The 18,399-nt window shown below is 73.6% G+C and carries 19 protein-coding genes; 7 read left to right on the forward strand and 12 right to left on the reverse strand.

Features of this window, described 5'->3' with window-relative positions; translation table 11 throughout:
* Positions 1-21: 21 nt before the first annotated feature.
* From ABZY20_RS03170 to ABZY20_RS03190, 5 genes are all read right to left on the reverse strand, one after another.
* On the reverse strand, positions 22-684 hold the full coding sequence (locus ABZY20_RS03170) for a response regulator transcription factor (protein ID WP_356435737.1): 663 nt from the start codon (positions 682-684) through the stop codon (positions 22-24).
* The gene (locus tag ABZY20_RS03175) at positions 681-2,147 is read right to left on the reverse strand and encodes a histidine kinase (protein WP_356435740.1); all 1,467 of its coding nucleotides are present in this window, start codon (positions 2,145-2,147) and stop codon (positions 681-683) included. Before ABZY20_RS03175 ends, ABZY20_RS03170 begins: the two co-directional genes overlap by 4 nt.
* A complete protein-coding gene (locus ABZY20_RS03180) occupies positions 2,144-3,151 on the reverse strand; it encodes a hypothetical protein (protein ID WP_356435743.1) in 1,008 nt (335 codons plus the stop codon). The genes ABZY20_RS03175 and ABZY20_RS03180 overlap by 4 nt, the downstream gene beginning before the upstream one ends.
* An 80-nt stretch (positions 3,152-3,231) precedes the next feature.
* Positions 3,232-3,702 (reverse strand): GNAT family N-acetyltransferase, encoded by a 471-nt coding sequence (locus tag ABZY20_RS03185; RefSeq protein WP_356435746.1) that lies wholly within the window; start codon positions 3,700-3,702, stop codon positions 3,232-3,234.
* A gap of 4 nt (positions 3,703-3,706) precedes the next feature.
* Positions 3,707-4,480, reverse strand: a complete 774-nt coding sequence (locus ABZY20_RS03190; protein WP_234849529.1) for an IclR family transcriptional regulator — start codon at positions 4,478-4,480, stop codon at positions 3,707-3,709.
* Positions 4,481-4,614: 134 nt separating this feature from the next.
* Between ABZY20_RS03190 and ABZY20_RS03195 the strand changes: the two genes are divergently transcribed.
* From ABZY20_RS03195 to ABZY20_RS03215, 5 genes are all read left to right on the forward strand, one after another.
* Positions 4,615-6,144 carry an aldehyde dehydrogenase (NADP(+)) gene (locus ABZY20_RS03195; protein WP_356435748.1) on the forward strand — a complete coding sequence of 510 codons (1,530 nt, stop codon included), beginning with the start codon at positions 4,615-4,617 and terminating at the stop codon, positions 6,142-6,144.
* Between the two features lie 175 nt (positions 6,145-6,319).
* On the forward strand, positions 6,320-6,928 hold the full coding sequence (locus ABZY20_RS03200; protein WP_356435751.1) for a DUF1349 domain-containing protein: 609 nt from the start codon (positions 6,320-6,322) through the stop codon (positions 6,926-6,928).
* 46 nt (positions 6,929-6,974) lie between these two features.
* Positions 6,975-7,478, forward strand: coding sequence for a GNAT family N-acetyltransferase (locus ABZY20_RS03205; RefSeq protein WP_356435754.1), 504 nt, complete (start codon positions 6,975-6,977; stop codon positions 7,476-7,478).
* 73 nt (positions 7,479-7,551) lie between these two features.
* Complete coding sequence (locus ABZY20_RS03210) at positions 7,552-8,265, forward strand: DsbA family oxidoreductase (RefSeq protein ID WP_356435757.1); 714 nt, start codon at positions 7,552-7,554, stop codon at positions 8,263-8,265.
* Positions 8,266-8,361: 96 nt separating this feature from the next.
* Positions 8,362-9,414, forward strand: coding sequence for an aminotransferase class V-fold PLP-dependent enzyme (locus ABZY20_RS03215; RefSeq protein ID WP_356435760.1), 1,053 nt, complete (start codon positions 8,362-8,364; stop codon positions 9,412-9,414).
* Between the two features lie 63 nt (positions 9,415-9,477).
* On the opposite strand, the gene thpD is transcribed toward ABZY20_RS03215, so the two are convergent.
* The 6 genes from thpD to ABZY20_RS03245 all read right to left on the reverse strand — a co-directional run bounded on the left by thpD (position 9,478) and on the right by ABZY20_RS03245 (position 14,726).
* Complete coding sequence (gene thpD, locus ABZY20_RS03220) at positions 9,478-10,386, reverse strand: ectoine hydroxylase (protein ID WP_356435763.1); 909 nt, start codon at positions 10,384-10,386, stop codon at positions 9,478-9,480.
* A 7-nt stretch (positions 10,387-10,393) separates the two neighbouring features.
* Positions 10,394-10,792 (reverse strand): ectoine synthase, encoded by a 399-nt coding sequence (locus ABZY20_RS03225; protein WP_356435766.1) that lies wholly within the window; start codon positions 10,790-10,792, stop codon positions 10,394-10,396.
* Positions 10,793-10,830: 38 nt separating this feature from the next.
* Positions 10,831-12,102, reverse strand: a complete 1,272-nt coding sequence (gene ectB, locus ABZY20_RS03230; protein WP_356435769.1) for a diaminobutyrate--2-oxoglutarate transaminase — start codon at positions 12,100-12,102, stop codon at positions 10,831-10,833.
* 59 nt (positions 12,103-12,161) lie between these two features.
* Positions 12,162-12,668 carry a diaminobutyrate acetyltransferase gene (gene ectA / locus ABZY20_RS03235; RefSeq protein ID WP_356435772.1) on the reverse strand — a complete coding sequence of 169 codons (507 nt, stop codon included), beginning with the start codon at positions 12,666-12,668 and terminating at the stop codon, positions 12,162-12,164.
* Positions 12,669-13,007: 339 nt separating this feature from the next.
* Positions 13,008-13,544: a DinB family protein gene (locus ABZY20_RS03240; protein WP_356435775.1), complete on the reverse strand. Its 537-nt coding sequence runs from the start codon at positions 13,542-13,544 to the stop codon at positions 13,008-13,010.
* A gap of 81 nt (positions 13,545-13,625) precedes the next feature.
* A complete protein-coding gene (locus ABZY20_RS03245) occupies positions 13,626-14,726 on the reverse strand; it encodes an aminotransferase class V-fold PLP-dependent enzyme (protein WP_356435777.1) in 1,101 nt (366 codons plus the stop codon).
* A gap of 131 nt (positions 14,727-14,857) precedes the next feature.
* On the opposite strand from ABZY20_RS03245, the gene ABZY20_RS03250 reads away from it, so the two are divergent.
* Both ABZY20_RS03250 and ABZY20_RS03255 read left to right on the forward strand, forming a co-directional pair.
* On the forward strand, positions 14,858-15,949 hold the full coding sequence (locus ABZY20_RS03250) for an amidohydrolase family protein (RefSeq protein WP_356435780.1): 1,092 nt from the start codon (positions 14,858-14,860) through the stop codon (positions 15,947-15,949).
* Positions 15,950-16,105: 156 nt separating this feature from the next.
* A complete protein-coding gene (locus ABZY20_RS03255) occupies positions 16,106-17,029 on the forward strand; it encodes an SCO1860 family LAETG-anchored protein (RefSeq protein ID WP_356435783.1) in 924 nt (307 codons plus the stop codon).
* Between the two features lie 226 nt (positions 17,030-17,255).
* Here the strand turns inward: ABZY20_RS03255 and cobC are convergent, their stop codons facing one another.
* Complete coding sequence (gene cobC, locus ABZY20_RS03260; RefSeq protein WP_356435786.1) at positions 17,256-18,311, reverse strand: Rv2231c family pyridoxal phosphate-dependent protein CobC; 1,056 nt, start codon at positions 18,309-18,311, stop codon at positions 17,256-17,258.
* Between the last annotated feature and the right edge of the window lie 88 nt (positions 18,312-18,399).

Genomic DNA, 18,399 nt, shown 5'->3' on the forward strand with positions numbered 1-18,399 from the left:
CGTTCCCCGGTGTCCGGATTCTCATCCTGCGTTCAGAAAGCCCGCCTCGTACGCGGCGATGACCGCCTGGGTGCGGTCCCGGGTGCCGGTCTTGGCCAGGATCGCCGCCACGTGCGACTTCACCGTGGCGGGACCGACCTCCATCCGGCGGGCGATCTCCGCGTTGGTCAGCCCCCGTGCCAGGTGCCGCAGCACCTCGCCCTCGCGGGCCGTGAGCTTCGCCACCCAGGCGGGCGGCGCCGGGCGGGCGCGGGCGTGTTCCGTCGCGAGGGCGCGCACGGCCGCCGGGTACAGCAGGCTGTCGCTGCGCGCCACCAGCCGTACGGCCTGCACGAGCGCGTCGGCCTCGGCCCGCTTCAGCAGGAAGCCGGCGGCTCCGGCGCGCAGCGCGTCGTACACGTAGGAGTCGTTCTCGAACGTGGTCACCACGATGATCCGGGGCGGCTCCCGCAAGGTGGCCAGGATCTGCTCGGTGGCGCGGATGCCGTCGACCTCCGGCATGCGGACGTCCATCAGGACGACGTCCGGCCGCAGTGCGCGCACGACCGCCACGGCCTCGGCACCGGTGGCCGCCTCGCCGACCACGTCCAGGTCGGGCTCGGCGGAGAGGATGGCGCGCAGGGCGGTGCGGACCATGCGCTCGTCGTCGGCGAGGACGACACGCAGGGGGGCGGGGCCGGTCATGCGGTTCCCTTCATCGGCAGGCGTACGTGCAGCCGCCAGGTCTGCGGGGCGGGTCCGGTGTGACCGGCGGGCCCGGCGTGCCGAGCAGGCCCGGCGTGCCAGGCAGGCCCGGCCGGGTCGGCGTGCCTGGCGGACCCGGCTGCTTCGGAAGCCCCAGCGTGCCTGGCGGTCCCAGAGGTCCCAGAGGTCCCAGAGGGCCCGGCAGCGCCGGCGGTCTCGGCGGGCCCGGCAGTGCCGGCCGCCCCCGCGGCTCCGCCGAGTCCCGTGATCCCCGCCGTCATGGTGCCGCCCAGCAGCCTGGCCCGGTCCGCGATGCCGCGCAGTCCGTGGCCGCCGCCGGGGCGGGGCGCGGCCGGGCCGGTCACCGGGTTCTCCACGGTGATCTCCAGCCGGCCGTCCGCCACCCCGATCCGCACGTCCACCGCGACCCGCCCGCCGGCGTGCCGGAGGGCGTTGCTCAGCCCCTCCTGCACGATGCGGTAGGCCTCGCGGGACAGCACCGGGGGCAGCGCCTCCGGGTCGGTGTCCAGCCGGGCGGTCACCCGCGCTCCGCCCGCCCGGGTCCGGGACAGCAGGCCGTCCAGGTCGGCGGCGAGGGTGGGCGCCGGGGCCGTCCCGGGGGCGTCGCCCTCGCGCAGCACACCCAGCACGGCGTCGAGCTCGCCCACGGTCCGCCGGGTGGTGTCCTCGATCGCGGCGAGGGCCTCACGGACGAACTCCGGGTCGGAGTCGAGCACCCGGCGTGCCGCACTCGCCTGGAGGGTGACCGCGCTCAGCGCGTGACCGACCGAGTCGTGCAGCTCGCGCGCCAGCCGGTTGCGTACGGCGAGGTCGGCGGCGCGGGCCTCGGCGGCGGCGAGCCGGTCCTCGGGGGAGGGGGCGAGCAGGACCGGTGCCCAGCGGGCCAGCAGCGCACCGCTCCCGGCCGCGCATGCCGCCAGCGCGATCAGCGACGCCACGCCCGCGACCGGGGCGAGCGCCAACGCCCAGGGCTGGTCGAGGACTTCGGGCAGCCCCAGCCGGGGGTCGCGCAGCCCCGCGAAGAGGGGCAGCACGATGAGCACGACGGCGAACGGCGGCAGCGCCAGCGACATCCCCGCGATGATCCCGCCGAACCCCAGGTGCAGCGTGAACCACGCCGCCGTACGGCCCCGTTCGCCCCACGTCCGGGCCGGTCCCGGGGCGATGCGGTCGGTGTCCACGCCGCACAGCCACCGCACGCCGGCGGCTTCCAGCGGCCGGGCCGTCGGGAAGAGCGAGGAGACGGCGGCGAGCGGCAGCCCCACGCCGAAGGAGGCGAGCTGCAGGGGGAAGGACCCGAAGACGTTGCCGGAGCCCGAGAGCGGGCCGATGACGACCGTGCCGACCAGCACGTACGGCATGGCGAGCGCGCCGCCGAGGATCAGATGGACCCAGCGCAGCCGCGCCCGCCGGCCGAACAGCGACCGGGCGAGTCCGCTCACGCCGCCCGCCGCGCGGCCTTGGCCGAACGCTCCGCGAAGTCATAGGCGCCGATGGCGGCGACGAGGAAGCCGACGAGCATCTGCCCAGCGTAGACAAGGTTCATCAGCGGCGTCGGGCGGTCCGCGATGTCCTCCACGCCGACGAGGGAGGTGACCAGGAGCCAGCCGCCCCAGCAGGCCACGGCACCGGAGCCGACCCAGGCGAGGGCCGACGGCACCCGGGCGGGCAGGGCCCGCCCGCACCGGAAGGCCAGCAGCAGACCTCCGGTGACGGCCGCGAGCAGGAAGAGCGCGAAGAGGGCCTCCACGGCGTGGAAGACCCCGGTGCGCTCCGCGGCCCGGCCCGCGCTGAGTCCGGCCGTGCCGCCGCAGGCCCAGACGAGGTGCACGGTGAGCGGCAGCACGGCGAGCGCGGCGGCGGCGACGGCGAGGGCGCGATGGGCCGGTCCGACGTCGCCGGCGGGCAGCTCCCCCACGCTCCCGCGCCACAGGTACCCCCAGCGGTCGCGCGCGTAGAGCGCGAAGAGGCCGCCGAGGGCGAGTCCTTGGAGGACGAACCCCGCGTACACGACGGCGAAGACCCACTCGTGCAGGAAGGCGTCGCGCCCCGGTGTCCCGGCGTTCCCCGCACCGAACGCCCGCACCACCAGCTGCGCGGGGAAGCCCGCCATGATCGGCGCGAGCAGCCCCGTGGCGACCCACACGGGGAACACCAGGAGCCAGGCGGGCACCCGCAGCCCCCACGGCCGGGTCAGCACCAGCGCCAGCACGATCGCCGCGCTGTCCAGCAACACGGTCAGGCCGTTGACGACGGCCATGGTCAGCCGGTGGTCGAGCAGCGAGCTCCCGGCGGGGATCCCGATGTGACTCCCGGCGATCCAGGCGAGTTTGAGCCCGAGGTAGGGCGCACAGGAGACGACGGCCACGGCACGCAGGACCCGCCGGGGGCGGCTAGGCGGGACGGCGGGCCGGACGGCGGCGGGCGGAGCGATCGACTGCGTCATGCGATCAGGCTCCCGCGGGGCGGCCCCACGGCACCTCCCGCACACGGACGATCCGCCTCCGCCGCGCGGGGGAGAAGGCCTCAGCCCTCCAGGACGAGCACCGTCTCCTCGATCTCGGCGTCCCGGGCCCGCGCGTACCCCCGGGCCGACGCCACCGCGCGGAAACCGCACTTCTCCAGCACCCGCAGCGATCCGGCGTTGTCCGAGGCCGCCCGTGCGTGCAGCGGGCGCTCCGGCACCTCGGCGAGCAGCGCCCGCAGCGCCGCCGTGGCGATGCCCTTGCCCCAGTACGCCCGGTCGACCCAGTACGTCACCTCGCGCTCGCCCGGCGCCCCGTACACCGCCGCGCTGCCGACCACGTCACCGTCGGCCAGGACGGTCCGCAGCACGGCTGTGGAGGAGCGGATCCTCGCCCAGTGGGCGTCGAAGGCGTCCCGGTCGGCGGGGTCCTCCGGCGTGAAGGCCGCCATGTGCAGCGACTCGGGGTCGTTCATCTGCCGGAAGAAGACCGGCAGATCGCTGTCGTGCACGGGGCGCAGCGCGATGTCCATTTGTTCAGAGCCTCCGGGTCGCAAGGGTCAGCCGGTCCCGCGCGTCGAAGAGCGCGTCCTTCACGAGTTGCTCGTGCGCCGGGGTCAGCCGGGCCACCGGCACCGAGCAGCTGATCGCGTCCCGGGCGGGCGTGCGGTAGGGGATCGCCACGCCGAAGCAGCGCAGCCCCAGCGTGTTCTCCTCGCGGTCCACGGCGAAGCCCTGCTCCCGGACCTGGTGCAGCTCCTCGATGAGCTTCTCCCGGTCGGTGATCGTGTGCTCGGTCAGCGCGGGCAGCGTCTCGGGGAGCATCTTGCGCACCTGCTCGTCGGAGTAGGTGCTCAGCAGCGCCTTGCCGAGGGACGTGGAGTGCGCGGGCAGCCGGCGGCCGACGCGGGTGAAGGGCCGCAGGTAGTGCTGGGACTGCCGGGTGGCGAGGTAGACGACGTTCGTGCCGTCGAGGCGGGCGAGGTGGATGGTCTCGGTCGTGTCGTCCGAGAGCCGGTCCAGCGTCGGCCGGGCCGCCGCCACGACCTCGTCGCCGTCGATGTACGACGTGCCGACGAGCAGGGCGCGCACCCCGATGCCGTACCGCGTGCCCGTCGCGTCCGTCTCCACCCAGCCCAGCTCGACCAGGGTGCGCAGGAGCATGTAGAGGCTGGACTTGGGATACCCGACGGCCTCCTGGACCGCCGCGAGGGAGTGCATGCCGGGGCGCCCGGCGAAGTATTCGAGCAGTTCAACCGTCCGTACCGCGGACTTGACCTGCGCCCCGCCGCCCGTCTCGCCAGCCGACATCGCCCTTGACCCCTTCGTTCGACGGGAAATAGTCTCCAACAGCATATTCACCATCAGAGACAGCGTTCAGTATATCGAACGCCCCTGGTGGATGACCCACGTACTGCGGCATGACATGTGTGGAGGGACCCGCGGTGGCAGCAGCACCAGTCTGGAGTGTCGACCCCCGAACCGGGAAGCAGCGCGAGCAGGTTGCGGTGGAGGCCACAGCCCAGGAGGTGGACGCCGCCGTCCGTGCCGCGCACGAGGCGCGGGGCGCGCTCGCGGACCGCGGCGTGCGCGCGGCCTTCCTGCGCAGCGCCGCCGAGGAGCTTCAGGCGGCCAGGGACGGGCTCGTCGAGACCGCCGACGCCGAGACCGCGCTCGGCCCGGTCCGCCTGACCGGCGAACTCGCCCGCACCTGCTACCAGCTGCGGGCCTTCGCCGACATCGTCGACGAGGGCGCCTTCCTCGACGTCGTCATCAACCACCCCGACGACACCGCGACCCCGCCGATCCCGGACCTGCGCCGCTACAAGGTGCCCCTCGGCGTCGTCGCCGTCTACTCCGCGTCGAACTTCCCCTTCGCCTTCTCGGTCGCCGGCGGCGACACCGCCAGCGCCCTCGCGGCCGGCTGCCCGGTCGTCGTCAAGGCCCACCCGGACCACCCGGCCCTGTCCGAGTACGTCGCCAAGGTGCTGCGCCGCGCCGCCGCCCGGCACGGCATCCCCGACGGCGTCCTCGGGCTGGTGCACGGCTTCGAGGCCGGCGTCGAGCTGATCAAGCACCCGCTGGTCACGGCGGCCGGCTTCACCGGGTCGGTGCGCGGCGGCCGTGCGCTGTTCGACGCGGCGGCCGCCCGCCCGGTCCCGATCCCCTTCCACGGCGAGCTGGGCTCCCTGAACCCGGTGGTGGTCACCGAGGCCGCCGCCGCGGAGCGCGCCGAGGCGATCGGCACGGGCCTGGCCGGTTCGATGACCCTGGGCGTCGGCCAGTTCTGCGTGAAGCCGGGCCTGGTCCTCGCCCCGTCCGGCGCCGCCGGTGACGCCCTGCTCAAGTCCCTGACCGACGCGGTCAGCGACACCGACGCCGGGGTCCTGCTCGACCACCGCATGCGCGACAACTTCGTCGCGGGCGTCGCCGAGCGGGCCGGACTGCCCGACGTCGACTCCCCGGTCACCCCGGGCGCGGGCGGCGAGCACACGGTCAGCGCCGGTTTCCTCACCGTCCCGGCGAGCCGGCTGGCCGAGGAGGGCGAGCACGACCTGCTCCTCGAGGAGTGCTTCGGGCCGGTCACCGTGGTGGCCCGCTACGAGGACGAGACCGAGGTGAAGGCGGTGCTGTCCCGGCTGCCGGGCAACCTCACGGCGACCGTGCAGCTCTCCGAGGAGGAGGCCGCCGGCCAGGGCCGCGGCGCGGAGCTGCTGCGGGAGCTGACGCCGCTGGCCGGGCGCGTGCTGGTCAACGGGTGGCCGACGGGCGTCGCCGTCGCGCCCGCCCAGCACCACGGCGGCCCCTACCCGGCGACGACGTCGACGTCCACCTCGGTGGGCGGTACGGCGATCGAGCGGTGGCTGCGGCCGGTGGTCTACCAGAACGCCCCGCAAGCGCTGCTGCCGGAGGAGCTGCGGGACGACAACCCGCTGGGGCTGCCTCGGCGGTTCAACGGGCGGCTGGAGCGGTAGAGCCCCGCAGGGATGCGATAGCCGCGCAGGGGTGCGGTAGCCCTGCAGGGGTGCGGTAGCCCCGCAGGGGCGCGGTAGCCGCGCAGGGGTGCGGTGAGCTGTGCGCGTGCGGTCCGTCGTGCTTGTCGCGCGGTTCCCCGCGCCCCTGCGGGCCGGACCTGAAAGACTCGGCCGAATGGATCTCGAGATACCCGAACTTCCGTTCTCCCTGCGCACCTACGGTCCCGACGCCGGCTGGTCCTACGAGGACGGCGTGCTCACCGGATGGGCCGGGGCGCGGCAGGACCGGTTCGTGCCGCCGACCGGGGAAGGGCTGGACCCCGCCTCCGACGCGCCCCGGCTGCTGGGGGCGCCCGAGGGCGACTTCCAGCTGATCGCCAGGGTCACGGTCGGGTTCGGCGCGGCCTTCGACGCCGGGGTGCTCTACGTCCACGTGGGCGAGCGGGCCTGGGCCAAGCTCTGCCTGGAGTACTCCCCGGACGTCCCCACCGTCTGCACGGTGGTCACCCGGGGCCACTCCGACGACGCCAACTCCTCCACCGTGGACGGCAGTTCCGTCTGGCTCCGGGTCAGCCGGACCGGCCGGGCCTTCGCCTTCCACGCCTCCCGCGACGGCGAACGCTGGACCTTCGTCCGCCTGTTCACCCTCGGCGGCGAGAAGGAGACCGGCGCGGCCCTCGTCGGCTTCATGGCCCAGTCGCCGATGGGTGAGGGCTGCGTGGTGACGTACGACCACCTCGCGTTCCGGCCGGCGTGGCCGGACGACCTGCGGGACGGCCGCTGAGCCCCGTCCGGGAACCGCGTCCCGGCCGGGGCGCGTCCCCGGTTCCATGATCAGTGACCGAGCGTTCCCGGGCCGTGTGGTCCGTACCGTCCTGTCCGCCGAGCTGGAGGACGTCGTTGCGCTGCACGCGCGGGCCCGGGCGACGTACTACCCGGACGGGGTGCCCGAGGACGGCACCGACTGGCTCGCCGTCTGGCGCGGCGCCCTCACGCGGCCGGACGGGAGGGTGCTGTGCCTGGTCGAGGAGGGGCGGATCGTCGGGCTGGCCTCCTTCCGCGTCCCCGAGGACGGACCGGCGGACACGGTGAAGCTGTACCAGTTCCACGTCGACCCCGCTCGCTGGCGCCGGGGCGCCGGCACCGCCCTGCACACGGCCTGCGTCGAGGAGTGGCGGGCCGACGGACGGCGGACGGCCGTGCTCGACGTGCACGTGGACAACCTGCGCGCGCAGGCCTTCTACGCCCGCCAGGGCTGGAGGCCGGACCCGGACCACCCGACCGCCGAAGGCGACCACCACCGCTGCCTGCGCCTCACGGTTCCCGGGGAATGAAACCCGCTGCTTGAACGTTCATGCACCCGGCGGAGGGAGGCTCCGCACCCGTACGACCCGAGAGAGCCGAGACATGCGCGTCGAGATCTGGAGCGACATCGCCTGCCCCTGGTGCTACGTGGGCAAGGCCCGCTTCGAGAAGGCGCTCGCGGCCTTCCCGCACCGCGACGAGGTCGAGGTGGTGCACCGCTCCTTCGAGCTGGACCCCGGCCGCGCCAAGGACGACATCCAGCCCGTGATCACCATGCTCACCAGGAAGTACGGCATGAGCGAGGCCCAGGCCGAGGCCGGCGAGGACAACCTGGGGGCGCAGGCCGCCGCCGAGGGGCTGGACTACCGCACCCGGGGCCGTGACCACGGCAGCACCTTCGACATGCACCGGCTGCTGCACCTCGCCAAGGAGCACGGCCGCCAGGAGCGGCTGCTCGACCTGCTGTACCGGGCCAACTTCGCCGAGGAGCGCTCCGTCTTCGGCGACGACGAGCGGCTCGTGGAACTCGCCGTCGCGGCCGGGCTGGAGGCCGGCGCCGTGCGTGCGGTGCTCGCCGACCCGGACGCCTACGCCGACGAGGTCCGTGCCGACGAGCGCGAGGCCGCGCAGCTCGGCGCGAACGGTGTGCCGTTCTTCGTGCTCGACCGCACGTACGGCGTCTCCGGCGCCCAGCCCGCCGAGGTCTTCACCCGGGCCCTGACCCAGGCGTACGGCGGGCGTTCCCCGCTCACCCTCGTCCACAGCGACGACGCCGGCGCCTGCGGCCCGGACGGCTGCGCGGTGCCCCGGCCCTGAAACCCCAGCTCGCGGCGCATGCATAAGCGTTGCTTGGCGGCACCCCGCAGAAAGAGGCGATGGACGCCGGAGACCCGGGGGACGCAGAGTGGTCCCATGGAGACCTTCGCGAACCTCGTCCGTGCCGAGTTCGGCCCGAAGCGCACCTTCCTGAACACCGCGAGCAACGGGCTCCTGCCCGCCCGCACCGTCACCGCCGTGCAGGAGGCGGTGCGGATGCGGGCCGAGGGCAGGCCCCTGGGGCCGCTGTACGAGGACGTGGAGGCCGCCCGCGCCTGCTTCGCCCGGCTGGCCGGCGTGCCGGCCGAGCGGGTCGCGACCGGTGCCTCGGTCGCGGAGTACGGCGCCCTGATCGCCGCGTCGCTGCCCGCCGGTGCCGAAGTCCTCACCGTCGAGGCCGACTTCGCCTCCCTGGTGAACCCCTTCCACACGCGCGGCGACCTCAAGGTGCGGGCCGTGCCCCTGGAGCGGCTCGCCGAGTCCGTCCGGCCCGGCACCGCGCTGGTCGCGGTCAGCGCCGTCCAGTCCGCCGACGGCCGCCTCGCGGACCTGCCGGCCGTGCGCGAGGCGGCCCGGGCGCACGGGGCCCGCACCTACGTCGACGCCTCGCAGTCCGCCGGGTGGCTGCCGATGGACGGCGACGCCGACGACTTCCTCGCCGCCGTCGGCTTCAAGTGGCTGATGGGCCCGCACGGCGCCGCGTTCTGCGTCGTCCCCGAGGACTTCGGCGGGCTCACCCCGCTGCTCGCCGGGTGGGTCTCCGGGGAGATCCCCTGGGAGAGCTGCTACGGCCCCGTCGAGGAACCCGCCCACTCCGCACGGCGGTTCGACATCAGCCCGTCGCTGTTCAGCCACGCCGGGCTGCGCGCCTCGCTGGAGCTGATCGAGGAGATCGGCGTCGACGCCGTGCACGCCCACGACGTCGCCCTTGCGGACCGCTTCCGCGAAGGGCTCGCCGGGCTGGGCCACGCGCCGGTGCCCGCGCCGGGCTCGGCGATCGTGTCCGTGCCGGGGCTGGGCCACCGCCAGGAGGAGCTGAGCCGGGCGGGCATCGAGGTGTCCGACCGGGCCGGGAACCTGCGGGCCGCGTTCCACCTCTACAACAGCGCCGCCGACGTGGACCGGCTCCTGGACGTGCTCAGGGCATGAGACAACCGGGTGGGGCGTCCCGTCCCACACGAGGAGGCCCCACCCGGCAGCTCTGTCATGCGGTCACTTCACGGGTGTGAAGTCCCGCGCCCCGATGAACTCCGGTCGCCGCACCGGCGCCGCGAACGGCTCGACCGCGGTGTTCTCGACGCTGTTGAACACGATGAACACGTTGCTGCGCGGGAACGGCGTGATGTTGTCGCCGGAGCCGTGCATGCAGTTGCAGTCGAACCAGGTCGCCGAACCGGCCTTGCCCGTGAACAACTTGATGCCGTGCTCGGTGGCGAACCGGGTCAGCGCCTCGTCCGACGGCGTGCCCGCGTCCTGCATCTGCAGCGACTTCTTGTAGTTGTCCTTCGGCGTGGCCCCCGCGCACCCGAGGAACGTCTTGTGCGACCCCGGCATGATCATGAGCCCGCCGTTGGTGTCGTAGTTCTCGGTCAGCGCGATCGAGACCGACACCGTGCGCATCCGCGGCAGACCGTCCTCGGCGTGCCAGGTCTCGAAGTCGGAGTGCCAGTAGAAGCCACTCGCCCCGAAGCCCGGCTTGACGTTGATCCGCGACTGGTGGACGTAGACGTCCGAGCCGAGGATCTGCCGCGCCCGGCCGACGACCCGCTCGTCGCGGACCAGCCGGGCGAACACCTCGCTGATCTTGTGGACCTCGAAGACCGAGCGGATCTCCTGGGACTTCGGCTCGACGATCGACCGCTCGTCGGCACGGATGTCCGGGTCGTTGACCAGCCGGTTCAGCTCGTTGCGGTAGACCGCGACCTCGTCGTCCGTGATGAGCTCGTCGATGGCGAGGAAGCCGTCGCGCTCGAAGGAGAGCAGCTCGGCCGGCACGATCGGGCCGGGCGCGTCGGGCGCGCCCCACACGACCGGGTCCTGGCGCGGGGTGAGCACCTCGGAGGCGCCGCGGCTGGGGTAGAGGTCGGGGATACCGGTGGTGGTGTCGGTGGTGGCGGTCATGGAAACGTCACACCTCCTCGGTGAGCAGCGGGTAGACGCCGTTCTCGTCGTGGTCCTCCCGTCCGGTCACGGGCGGGTTGAACACGCAGAGGCAGCGGAAGTCCTGCTTGACCCGCAGCGTGTGCCTCTCGTGCCCGTCCAGGAGGTACATGGTGCCGGGCGTGATGGTGTACTCCTGCCCGGTCTCGTGGTCGGTCAGCTCGGCCTCGCCCTCCACGCAGACGACGGCCTCGACGTGGTTCGCGTACCACATCGACGTCTCCGTACCCGCGTAGAGGACCGTCTCGTGCAGGGAGAAACCGACCTTCTCCTTGGCGAGGACGATGCGCTTGCTCTCCCACGTACCGGACGCCGCCTTCACGTGCCGGTCGGTACCTTCGATCTCCTTGAACGAACGGACAATCACGGTGCTGCGATGCCTCCTAGATGGGTGGTGCTTCGTGGTCAGGCGGTCTCGCGGACGGCGCGGGCCAGCGTGCTGAGGCCCTCGTCCAGTTCCTCGGGCGTGATGGTCAGCGCCGGGAGCAGCTTCACGACCTCGCTCTCCGGGCCGGACGTCTCGATCAGCAGCCCGAGTTCGAAGGCACGCTTGGCGATCTTGCCGGCGCGGGCCTTGTCGTGGAACTCCATGCCCCACACCAGGCCGCGGCCCCGGTACTCCTTGACGTCGGCCAGGTTCTCCTCGGTGATGGAGATCAGCGCCTGCTCGACCTGCTCGCCGCGCTTGCGGGTCTGCTTCTCCATCGCCGAGCCGTCGGCCCAGTACGCCTCCAGCGCGGCGGTGGCCGTGACGAAGGCGGGGTTGTTGCCGCGGAAGGTGCCGTTGTGCTCGCCGGGCTCCCAGACGTCCAGCTCCGGCTTGAACAGGCACAGCGACATGGGCAGGCCGTAGCCGCTGATCGACTTCGAGACGGTGACGATGTCCGGCACGATGCCCGCCTCCTCGAAGGAGAAGAACGCGCCGGTACGGCCGCAGCCCATCTGGATGTCGTCGACGATCAGCAGCATGTCCTGCCGCTCGCACAGGTCGGCCAGCGCGCGCAGCCACTCGGGCCGGGCCACGTTGATGCCGCCCTCGCCCTGCACGGTCTCGACGATCACGGCGGCCGGCTTGTTCAGGCCGGAGCCCTGGTCCTCCAGGAGCCGCTCGAACCACAGGAAGTCCGGGACCTGGCCGTCGAAGTAGTTGTCGAACGGCATCGGTGTGCCGTGCACCAGCGGGATGCCGGCGCCGGCCCGCTTGAAGGCGTTGCCGGTCACGGCCAGCGAGCCCAGCGACATGCCGTGGAAGGCGTTGGTGAAGGACACGATCGCCTCGCGCCCCTTCACCTTCCGCGCGAGCTTCAGCGCGGACTCCACGGCGTTGGTGCCGGTCGGGCCCGGGAACATGACCTTGTACGGCAGGTCGCGCGGGCGCAGCAGCAGGTTCTGGAAGGACTCCAGGAAGCCGCGCTTGGCGGTCGTCGACATGTCGAGCCCGTGCGTGACGCCGTCCCGCTCCAGGTAGTCGATCAGCGCGCGTTTCAGGACGGGGTTGTTGTGCCCGTAGTTCAGTGACCCCGCTCCGGCGAAGAAGTCGAGGTACTCGTGGCCGTCCTCGTCGTACATACGGCTGCCCACCGCACGGTCGAAGACGGTGGGCCAGCCGCGGCAGTAGCTGCGAACCTCGGACTCCAGGGTCTCGAAGACGCTCAGGTCGGGCTGGGTGATGGTCACGACGAATCGCTCCTAGGGGCGTGGGGGAAGTCTGCGGGAGTCGGGCGGGAAGTCTTGGGTCAGTGGGGCAGCGGGCCGATCCGGTAGAGGACCTCGGGGTCGTGCGGCCCGTCCGGGAACAGGCCCGCGTCGAACAGCACCTCGCGCTCCAGCCGGGCGCCGTGCCGCTCGGCGAACGACGTGAACAGACGCTCCGAAGCGGTGTTGCCCGGGGTGATGGTGGTCTCCACCGCCGTCACCCCGCGCTCCGCGGCGGTCCGCGCGACCAGACCGTCGAGCAGTGCCGCGGCCAGTCCGCGCCCGCGGTGCGCCTCGTCCACCGCGACCTGCCACACCAGCAGGGTCTGCGGGCTCTCCGGCCGCACGTACCCGGTGATGAAGCCCATCGGCTCGCCCCGCTCGTCACGGGCGACGGCCGACGTGGCGGCGAAGTCCCGGCACCACAGCAGATAGCTGTAGGACGAGTTCACGTCGAGAACCTTCGAGTCCTTCGCCATCCGCCACAGCGCGGCTCCGTCGGCCGTCGTGGGGCGGTCGATTTGCGGATCTGCTTGTACGGCAGTCATGCGAATTGAACTTACCCAGCGAAATTCAAAATTGCATCGCCGAATGGGCTTACGTGTGCGCCGGGTCTGTGTTATCGCGCGAGCGCGAGGGGAGACGCGAGGCGGCTGGTGTATGCCTGATTTTGACCGGATAATCCCGGGTAAATCGGTCAGGATGTGTAACGCGTCACAGCCGCGTAACCCGCGCGAGATCCGCCAGAATTACCTCGCGGAGTGTTCGCAAAATCTACGCGTTTAGGATCGGGAAAAGCGGGCAGAAGAATACGGGAAGCTGTTCTGGAAGCAATTCCTTATTGTGTGCCAGCTTACATGTGGGATGTCTCGGAAAGTGCCAGGAATTCAAGCGCCCGTCACTCCGTCGATGCGTTCCCGCAGGAGATCGGCGTGACCGTTGTGCCGCGCGTACTCCTCGATCATGTGGATGAGCACCCACCGCAGACTGACCTCCATACCGGGCACCGGCCCCTCGGCGACCCGCCCGGCGTGGTCCAGCGGCAGCCCGGCGCACAGCTCCCGCCCCCGCGCGATCTCCCGGCGCCAGATGCCGAGCGCCTCGTCGAGCCCCCGCTCCGGATCGAGGGCGTACCCGGTCGGGTCCTCGAACACCGGCGGCACCTCGACGCCGGCGGCGACCCGCTGGAACCAGTTCCGCTCGACCTCGGCGAGGTGCTGCACCAGCCCCAGCAGGGTCAGCTCCGACGGCGCGGCCGAGGCGGTCCTCACCTGCGCGTCGTCCAGCCCCGCGCACTTCAGCGCCAGCGTGGCCCGGTGGAAGTCGAGCCAGCTCTCGAGCATCGCCCGCTCGTCGCCGGTGGGACGGGGGACCGGCCTTCCGTCGGGAAGGGCCGGGCTGCCGGAAGGTGTGTCAGTGGTCATGGGCGGAGCATGGCACGGGCCACTGACAACCCGTGCCGCACCGGCACGGAGCCCCCGCGCTTCGCCGGCTCCGGCCCCGGACTACCGCCAGGCCCCCTCGACCGCGCGCAACGCCCCGGCGACGTCCACGGACAGCCCGGCTTCCGTCAGCGCGGCCCCCAGCGCCGCCAGAGCCGCCCGCACCGCGCCCGGGGCCGCGTCGGGCCCGTAGTGGTTGACCCGGATCATCTCCTTGGCCAGCGCACCCCCGCCCGCGGCCAGCGGCACCGCCGGATCCGCCTCCAGCGCCCGCGCCACCAGTTCCGAGGCGACCACCCCGGACGGCGCCCGCAAGGTCGTCGCGACCGGCGCCGCGTCCCGGGCCTCGTACACGTACGGCTCCAGACCGCCGCCGAGCGCGACCGCCCCGGCCCGCGTCGCGGCGGCGGCCGACGCGTGCCGGGCCATCACCGTCTGCAGCCCCACCGCCTCGATCCGCTCCACGCACGCCTCAAGCGCCAGCATCTCCAGCTGCGCCGGGGCGTGCAGCAGCGCCTTGCGGCCGCCGTCGATCCACCGCTCCTTCCAGTCGAGGAGCGACAGGTACGACCGCCGCGGCGCGTCCGGGTTCGCCGCCATGCGGGCCCAGGCGCGCTCGCTCACCGACACCGCCGACACCCCGGCCGGCCCGCCCATCGCCTTCTGCGCCCCGATCACGCACAGGTCCACGCCCCACGCGTCCGGCAGCACCGGCTCGGCCCCGATCGACGCCACGGCGTCGAGGTAGAACAGCGCCCCGTGCGCCCGCACCACCTCGCCGATCGCGGCCACCGGGTTGGTGTTGCCGGTCGCCGCCTCCGCGTGCACCAGAGACACGAAGTCGATCGCCGGGTGCTCGGCGAAGGCCTGCTCGATCTGCTCGGCGGTGACCGCCGTGTGGAAGGGCACCGCCAGATCGATCACCGTGGCGCCGCAGTCCCGCAGCCAGTCGCCGAAGGTCTGGCCGTAGGGACCCGTGATGACGTTGAGCGCGGTCGTGCCCGGACCGGCCGCGGCGCGGATCGCGCCCTCCAGCGGCAGCAGCGCCTCGCCCTGCATGATCACGACGTCCTGCCCGGTGCTCAGCAACCGCGCCACGCGGTCCTCGATCGAGGCGAAGCGGTCCGCGCCGAGCGGGGCCAGGTCCAGAAACGGGTGCGTCACGGCAGTGCTCTCTTCACTCACAGGTTCGACGGCATCGAGGGTAACCGTCGGGTACCACGCCCCCCGGAGCCGAGGCCCGCGCGAACAGGCCCCCTTCAGCACGCGTCCGGCGGCTCACTAAGGTGCGGTGCATGAGCGATCGCGCGGTGCTGCACGTGAAGGGGCGGGTGCTCGTCGGACCCGAGGACGTCCGCGACGAGCTGTGGGTGGTCGACGGCCGGGTCTGCTACGACCGTCCCGCCGGCGCCCGCGACATCCGCACCGTCCGGGGCTGGGCCCTGCCCGGCCTCGTCGACGCCCACTGCCACGTCGGGCTCGACCGGCACGGCCCCGTCCCCGAGGACGTCGCCGAGAAGCAGGCACTGACCGACCGGGACGCCGGCACCCTGCTGATCCGCGACGCCGGCTCGCCCTCCGACACCCGCTGGATCGACGACCGCGAGGACCTGCCGAAGATCATCCGCGCCGGGCGGCACATCGCCCGCACCCGCCGCTACATCCGCAACTACGCCTGGGAGATCGAGCCCGAGGACCTGGTCGCCTACGTCGCCCAGGAGGCGCGGCGCGGCGACGGCTGGGTCAAGCTGGTCGGCGACTGGATCGACCGCGACCTCGGGGACCTGTCGGCCTGCTGGCCGCGCGGGGCGGTTCAGGCGGCGATCGCCGAGGCGCACCGGCTGGGCGCCCGGGTCACCGCGCACTGCTTCGCGGAGGACTCCCTGCGCGACCTCGTCGAGGCGGGCATCGACTGCATCGAGCACGCCACGGGCCTGACCGAGGACCTCGTCCCGCTGTTCGCCGAACGGGGCGTGGCCATCGTGCCGACCCTGGTCAACATCGCGACCTTCCCGCAGCTCGCCGCCGGCGGCGAGAGCAAGTTCCCGCGCTGGTCGGCCCATATGCGCCGGCTCCACGAACGCCGCTACGACACCGTGCGGGGCGCCTACGACGCCGGCATCCCGGTCTTCGTCGGCACCGACGCCGGCGGCGGTCTCGCCCACGGGCTCGCGGCGGCCGAGGTCGGCGAACTCGTCACCGCCGGCATCCCGCCCGTCGAGGCCCTCGCGGCCGGCACCTGGAAGGCCCGCGCCTGGCTCGGCCGCCCCGGCCTGGACGAGGGCGCCCCGGCCGACCTGGTCGTCTACGACGAGGACCCGCGCGCGGACGTGCGCGTGCTGAGGGCACCGCGCCGGGTGGTGCTGAACGGGCACGTGGTGGGGTAGCCGCACGGGTGACGGCGGGGAACGCCTGTGCCGCAGGAATCGAATACATCCGCGGTCTCGCCCCGTTGGAGTGAAGCGGTGTCGGATCACTGACGGCGTCTGCGCGGTGCGGCGATTCTTTCCGGGTCCCGAGCCTGTCACCCCTGGAGTCCCACCGTGAACAGCACCTCCTTCGCCCTGCCCGCACGCCGTCTGGCGACCGTCGCGACGGCCGTGGCACTCGCCGCGGGGCCCCTGGCGCTCACCGGCGTGAGCCCGGCGCACGCCACCGGCGACCACGGCCGCGCGAGCGCCGCCGTCCTGCGCACGAACCTGGACGTCTCCCTGGTGAACAAGTCGGTGAACGTCCCCCTCGCCGTCTCCCTCAACGAGGTCCAGGCCCCGCAGAGCGCCGAGAAGACCGCGCTGACCGCCGGCCTGGACGCGGTGGACGGCGGCCGGCCCTTCAGCGTGCTGCGGGCCGAGGCGGCCGAGGCACGCGCCACGACGTCCGCCACGAAGGCCGAGGCGAGCACCACGCTGGCCCACGCCCGCCTCCACGTGCCCGGCCTGCCGCTGCTGTCGGTCGTCGAGGTCGAGCAGGTCACCGCGAGGGCCACGTGCGAGGCCGGGAGCAGGCCGTTCGCCACGACCGGCCTGCCGGGCTCGGTGACCGTGCTCGGCAAGCGCGTGAAGCTCACCGCGGGCGGCCCCACCGACGTCACGGTGCCCGGCGTCGGCGAGGTGCGCCTGGACCTCTCCCACACCAAGACCACGACCCGCTCCGCCGCCGCGACCGCCCTCGAACTCACGGTGTCCGTCGACCCGTTGAAGCTGAACGTCGCGAAGGTCGACGGCACGCTCACCCTGGCCGAGGCCACGTGCACGACACCGCGTACCGCGACCGCCGCCCAGCCCCCGGCCGAGGCCTCCGCCGAACCGCCCGCCCCGGCCATCGGCGTGCGCGCGCAGGGCGCGTCCACGACGGAGGACCTGGCCGAGACGGGCGGCAGCGCGCTGACGCCGTACCTGGCCGGAGCGGCGGTCGTGCTGCTGGCCGCGGGCGGGGGAGCGGTGGTGCTGGCCCGGCGACGGGGGTGAGCCGGTGGGCGGGGGCGGCGACGGGGATGAGCCGGTGGGCCGGGGCGGCGATGAGGGTGCCCCGGGGGCGGCGACGGGGGTGAGCCGGTCGGCGGGGGCGGTGCTTCGGTCTTCGGCTGGGTGGGGTGGCCCGGCTGGATGGGGTGGCCCGGCTGGGCGGGCTGGCGGCTGGGTGGGCTGGCCCGGCTGAGTTCGCGTTCCCGAGCCGTACGCCACCCCACCCCCCTCAAAGAGCCAGCGCCTGCTCCAGCGCCCGCAGGAAGCCGTCCGTCGTCGGGCGGTCGCGTACCGCCAGGCGCAGCCACTCCTCGTCCAGGCCGGGGAAGGTGTCCCCGCGGCGCACGGCGTAGCCGAGGTCGCGCAGGCGGCTGCGTACCTCGGCCGCCCGCCGCAGGCGGATCAGCACGAACGGGCCCCGCGCCGGGCCCGCCACCCGCAGCCCGGCCGGGGCGAAGCGGGCCAGGCCCGCCAGGAGGTGGGCGCGGTCGGCGGCGACGCGGTGGGCGGCGTGGGCGGCCTCCGCCACCGCCCTCGGCGCCACGCACGCCTCGGCCGCCGCCAGCGCCGGTGTGGACACCGGCCACAGCGGCTGCGCCCGCTGCAGTTCCCCGACGGTCTCCGGCGCCGCCAGCACGTACCCGATCCGCAGCCCGGCGAGTCCCCACGTCTTGGTCAGGCTGCGCAGCACCACCAGACCGGGCACGTCGGTCCGGTCCGCCAGGGCCTCGGTCTCGCCCGGCACCGCGTCCATGAACGCCTCGTCCACCACCAGCACCCGCCCGGGCCGGGCCAGGGAGGCGATCACGTCCGCCGGGTGCAGGACCGAGGTCGGATTCGTCGGGTTGCCGATCACGACGAGGTCGGCGTCCTCGGGCACGGCCGCCGGGTCGAGCCGGAAGCCGTCCTCCTCGCGCAGCAGCACCCGTCCGACCGTGTGCCCCGCGTCCCGCAGCGCCGCCTCCGGCTCGGTGAACTGGGGATGCACCACGACCGGCCGCCTGACCGGCAGCGCCCGCGCGAGCAGGACGAACGCCTCCGCGGCGCCCGCCGTCAGCAGGACCCGCTCGACCGGCAGCCCGTGCCGCGCGGCCACCGCCGCCCGTGCGGCCCGCCCGTCCGGGTAGGCGGCCAGCGACGTGAGCGACGCCGCGATGTGCTCCCGCAGCCACGCCGGCGGGGTGTCCGAGCGGACGTTGACGGCGAGGTCGACGAGCGACGTGCCGTCGTCGCGGACTTCGGCGTCTCCGTGGTGGCGCAGGTCGTGCCCGGTCTCAGTGCGCATGGGAAGGTCCGTGAGGGGAGAGGCCGTCGCCGTCCGGGGCGACCGCGGCGGTGCCGGCGGAGGCCCCGGTGGGCGCGGGGGCGGTCGG

Source organism: Streptomyces sp. NPDC006624, from assembly GCF_040611555.1.
Taxonomy (GTDB): Bacteria; Actinomycetota; Actinomycetes; order Streptomycetales; family Streptomycetaceae; genus Streptomyces.